This window comes from Peribacillus sp. P4_C12 (assembly GCF_056402095.1).
The window spans coordinates 1-5,072 of the sequence record NZ_JBFUIB010000266.1 but is presented as its reverse complement, the minus strand read 5'-3'; the positions used below and the strand labels follow the sequence as shown (position 1 = coordinate 5,072).

Sequence of the window (5,072 nt, the reverse complement as noted above, 5' to 3'; positions counted from 1 at the left end):
AACAAAACTAATGGCCATAGCTATTTTTATGTTATTGGTTTTTTTCTTACACAGTTATATAAGTTATGTGCTAGTAACTTGTCTTGTTTTAGGTTGTCTAGCATGTTCAAAAATTCCACCATCCTTTTTTATAAAAGGATTATTGCCAATTCTATTTATTTTGAGCTTCACTTTTGTGTATCATTTATTTTTAACAAAAGGGGAGAATCTAATATTTCAATTTGGCTACTTGCATATTTATATGGAAGGAATTGTCGAAGGTTGCCGCGTCCTATTGAAAATTGTCCTCCTTGTTTTGATGACTTCATTATTAACTTTAACGACAAAGCCATTAGATATAGCGTACGGTCTAGAAACAATCATGAGACCTTTAAAAAAACTGCATGTACCAGTAGAACAATTTGCCTTAATGCTGTCGATTGCATTACGATTTATCCCAACTATTATTCAGGAGCTAGACCGCATCATTGATGCACAGCGCTCAAGAGGTGTGCAGTTTGATCATAAAAGCAAAGTTAAAAGAATTACGAATTATATTCCGGTCATTATTCCATTGTTATTAACTTCCATTCAAAGGGCCGAAAACTTATCGCTTGCGATTGATGCTCGAGCCTATCGTGATGGACGTGATAGAACTCGTTTTAAACGATTAAAATTTAAGAGTTTAGATTATTGGACACTAAGTATTTTATTGCTAGTTTTATTGAGCCTTTTATTTCTGAAGGTTGGAGGAGAAGTGTTATAAAACCTTGTGCTATTAGAGTTAATTCATTATTAACTTCCTTACCCTTTACTCAGCGTTGTATTCAATAAGGTCGAATTAAATATTATTAAAATGCAGCTTTATAAAAAAAGACTTGGCTCTCCGACGATTTCCCCGTTTTAACATTGCTTAAGACACTTGCTTAGCTCTTGAAAGACATTTTTATTTGGGCTTGAGGAACTGAGTCTAAACTATCCCCCTTTGCGACTGGAAACACCAAGAGGTTTTCAGTTTTTTTGTTTTAGCTACCAAAAAAAGATTACATGCTATCGAGAAATGACAATGTTCACTAAGCCGGTTTTAATTTTATTATTCGCCCTCGATCAGGTTTGTTCTTCAACTTTTACCACAAAACTGCTTCCAATATTATCAGTTTGTTCCTTTTGACATTTTTAAGATTCAGGAATATACTTGCTTATAACTTAAAAAGTTTACCTATCGCAACATTTTGAGTTGCGTGTAAAAAGGGGTTGAAATAGCTATGTCTGATTATGGTGAATTACATCAATCCTCTTCTAGGGGAATTAAAAAACTGCTTCCTTATCTAGGTCCAGCATTTATAGCCGCTGTAGCCTATATTGATCCAGGGAATTATGCTACAAATATTACAGCAGGTTCTAAATATGGTTATACATTATTATGGGTTATCTTTGCCTCTAATTTAATGGCTGTTCTAATCCAATCATTGTCTGCTAAATTAGGAATTGCCACAGGGAAAAATCTTCCTGAGCTATGCAGGGAGAGATTTTCAAAAAAGACATCTTTCTTATTATGGCTGCAGGCTGAAGCGGTTATCATGGCAACCGATTTGGCTGAATTTATAGGTGCGGCACTCGGAATCTATTTGCTTTTTGATCTGCCGCTTATCACATCTGCCTTTATTGCGGCGATAGGCTCTTTTGCCATATTGGAAATCCAGCGTAGAGGATATCGGACATTCGAAGCCTTGATAACGGTCATGATTTTTGTTGTAGTTATTGCATTTGGGGCTCAAGTTTTTTATGCAAAACCTGATACTTCTGCAGTTGTTCTGGGACTCTTCACTCCAAAATTCGAGGGGGTAGATAGTATTTTACTATCTGCGGGCATGCTTGGAGCGACAGTCATGCCACATGCGATTTACCTTCATTCTTCTTTAACGCAGAAAAGAATTGTCGGTAAAAACGATTTAGAACGAAAAAAGATTTTTCGTTTTGAGCTAATTGATATTATTATAGCTATGCTTATCGCAGGTGCAATCAATGCCGCCATGGTAATTGTTTCAGCAGCTTTGTTTCATAAAAGTGGAATACTTGTTGAGGATTTAGATGTTGCGTATCAACAATTTGGTGCCCTGCTTGGACCTTCTGTCGCGATGTTTTTTGGGATAGGACTATTGTTTGCAGGATTATCAAGCTCTTCCGTTGGTGTGATGACAGGTGATGTAGTCATGCAAGGTTTTATTAAAAGGCATATACCGATTTATTTGAGAAGAGTCATTACGACAGTTCCTCCTTTAGCCATTATATTGTGGGGAGTAAACCCATCTAAAGCACTTGTGATGAGTCAAGTGGTTCTCTCGTTTGGAATTGCGTTTGCTTTAATTCCGTTAATCATGTTTACGAGCAATAAACAAGTTATGGGCAATCTAGTCAATCATAAAGTCACCTCCAGCATAGCCGGGCTTATCGCTGTACTTATTATCGGGCTGAATTTGTTCCTGCTTTATGAAACAATATTCAGCTAAAGAGAAGGAAAGATTATGTCTGGAGAATGGAACGTCGATTTTATGGAGCAGCATGATTCGGTACAGTCTTATTCCCATAGCATTAATTAGAATGAAAGAAAAGTAGAAGGACCAGATACTGGTCCTTTTTCCGTTGCTTTTAACAGTCAGATGGAGGCTGACATGGCTGAATGTGAACCTTTAATTGATTAATTCGACCGTACGATTAATTAATTCGGCCTTCACTAGATTAAATCGACCGTGCGATTAATTAATTCGGCCTTCACTAGATTAATTCGACCTTCACATAGGATAATCCGTCCTTGGCTCTGATTAATCCCTGATAATACCGTGACTTGTCCCAATCAAAACTTCCTTTTCCTTTTGATTGCGGTAAACAAATTTAAGGGCAATTTTTTTGAAACCTTCCATCTGTTCTACTTCTGTCAAAATTAACTCACATGTAATGGTGTCGCCTGTAAATACAGGACGAATGAATTCATTGACCATTTCACGGGCGATGTAATTCAAATCGCCTCCGATTTTAGTCCCTATACTTGCTGTTAATAATCCATGTACCATTAATCGACCTTTTTCATCGCGTTCCATATGATGTCTGCCTTGGTCTCCTGAAAGTTCAGCGAATTGTAACGTTTCTTCTTCAGTAAAGGTCCGTTCCCACGTATATACATCCCCAGGTTTCAGCATTATGTTTCTACCTCCCTAAAATATCTAGATTTCCAATGTCTAACATATAAAATATAACACGTTTAAATAATAAATGAATAACCATTCATAATAAAATACATGCGGTTATTCGAACGTTATGTGATTATAAATTACGTAAAATTCGGTGAGAGTCAGGAATTTTAGTTAAGGTTTACAAAATTCCTTTGTAAATTTACCTATTATGTTAATGGCATTGGGGATTACCCATAATTATTGGGTGGATATCGGCAAGTCAGAGAATTTTATAATTCTGCCAGGTGAAGAATACTGTCGACGGCAACCAGACTGCAGGTATGTATGTAAAAAAGGCAAGTTGGTTGAGACACTGAACCTGCGATAACGATATGGCATAAAGAATTGCTGTAAAGGAAAGACTGAGAACTTTCAGTCTTTTTTTTGCTTAAAGGAATTCCCTGAATGCAAATTAAAGTCAGGTATTCCCAATTGGGATTATGGTAAAATTAAATGGAGAACAGGAAGGAATGATAGTGACGAATGAATACTCATTTTTTCTTTGCTTTGGTATTACCTGATGATATAAAGACTTATTTAAATGATGCAACAGAACAAATTAAATCGGAGTTTCCATTTAAGAAATGGCTGCATCAAGCCGATTATCATATTACGATGGCGTTTTTAGGGAATGCTCCTGATTCTATGAAAAAGGATGCCCTAGGGCGAGTGGAAAGCGAGCTTGCCAATGAGACCATGTTTGACCTGGAACTCGGGGATATTGGGGTTTTTGGGAAAAATGGGAGCCCAAGAATTCTTTGGGCAGGTGTCAAACAGCAAGACAGACTTTTTACCATTCAAAGAAAAATCTATGAATCGTGTGTGCAGGCCGGCTTTGAACTGGATAAAAAACCGTTTAAGCCACATATAACGCTGGCAAGAAAATTCGAGGGTGAGAGTCTCTTTTCGATAGAAAGGGTCCGGCAGATAGCAAATTTGGAGACTAAGCATTTTGAAGCAGCTCAGATTGCGCTTTATCAAACACATCTTGGAGCTTCCCCTTCATACGAACAGATTTTTACAATAAACCTTCAATAATAGAGGAAGATGGGTGGTGTTCGAATGGCACAGCTCATAAAAATGCAGGATTATATTTCTCGGTATGAGCAGGATATTTATCGATATCCAACACAATTTGCAAAATTAAAAAAACAGCAATGGGATAAATTGAAGGCTGCATATCACGCGGGCGAGCTAAATCTGCTGTATAGCCAACCAGATGTAATGGAAACCCTTGTACAGGACGATACACCTCAAGAGGAGCCACGGGGCCTGTTCAACAAGGTGAAAGGCCTATTCCACCGTTCAGATAAACAAGCGCTAGAGGTCGAAGAGCAACAAATACCGAACCCGGCTAGAAATGAAAATGTCTTTTCATTAAGATTTCCCTCTAATCCAGCTAATCTGGATGAATTAAAACAGAATTTTTTAAATCAGCTGCTCCGATTTCAAATGAAATGGGGCAGCTCGACGCTTCGTGAAAAGTCATTTGTGGACCAATCATTCTTTTTGGATGAAAGGCTCCGCTTTTTTCTGCAGCGGTTTCCGGATACGTTTCTCGTTTTATACAAACCTATCTTTCTATTGAAAAATGCGCCTGTCGAAGTCGATGTCATTTTATTAACGCCTGTGGATGCCTGGTGCATCACATTTTTGGAAGCGGAAGAAGATTCGGCTTTTATTGGATCGAGCGATCGATTCTGGGTCCGCCGGCATCATAAGTATCCTGACAAAAAAGTGCTCAATCCGTTATTGGCTGTCAATCGGATGGGAAACATCGTCTCCCAGTTATTTGAACTATATGAAGTGAACTTGCCGATAAAAAAAGTGGTTCTCTCCCGAAATGGATATGTGGATTACCCG

5 protein-coding genes are annotated in these 5,072 nt (G+C 37.9%); 4 read left to right on the top strand and 1 reads right to left on the bottom strand.

Features of this window, described 5'->3' with window-relative positions:
- Together AC1DUW_RS20700 and AC1DUW_RS20695 are read left to right on the top strand one after the other, a co-directional pair.
- Positions 1-745 (top strand): energy-coupling factor transporter transmembrane component T family protein (locus tag AC1DUW_RS20700; protein ID WP_477643337.1); only part of this gene is annotated, 745 nt, incomplete at its 5' end.
- Between the two features lie 499 nt (positions 746-1,244).
- Complete coding sequence (locus AC1DUW_RS20695; protein ID WP_057219353.1) at positions 1,245-2,489, top strand: Nramp family divalent metal transporter; 1,245 nt, start codon at positions 1,245-1,247, stop codon at positions 2,487-2,489.
- A 312-nt stretch (positions 2,490-2,801) separates the two neighbouring features.
- Here AC1DUW_RS20695 and AC1DUW_RS20690 read toward each other — a convergent pair whose 3' ends face one another.
- Positions 2,802-3,179, bottom strand: coding sequence for a hotdog family protein (locus AC1DUW_RS20690; protein WP_152952308.1), 378 nt, complete (start codon positions 3,177-3,179; stop codon positions 2,802-2,804).
- Between the two features lie 513 nt (positions 3,180-3,692).
- On the opposite strand from AC1DUW_RS20690, the gene thpR reads away from it, so the two are divergent.
- Positions 3,693-4,247 carry an RNA 2',3'-cyclic phosphodiesterase gene (gene thpR / locus AC1DUW_RS20685; RefSeq protein WP_477643336.1) on the top strand — a complete coding sequence of 185 codons (555 nt, stop codon included), beginning with the start codon at positions 3,693-3,695 and terminating at the stop codon, positions 4,245-4,247.
- 24 nt (positions 4,248-4,271) lie between these two features.
- A partial coding sequence (locus AC1DUW_RS20680) for an NERD domain-containing protein (protein WP_477643335.1) occupies positions 4,272-5,072 on the top strand: 801 nt, incomplete at its 3' end.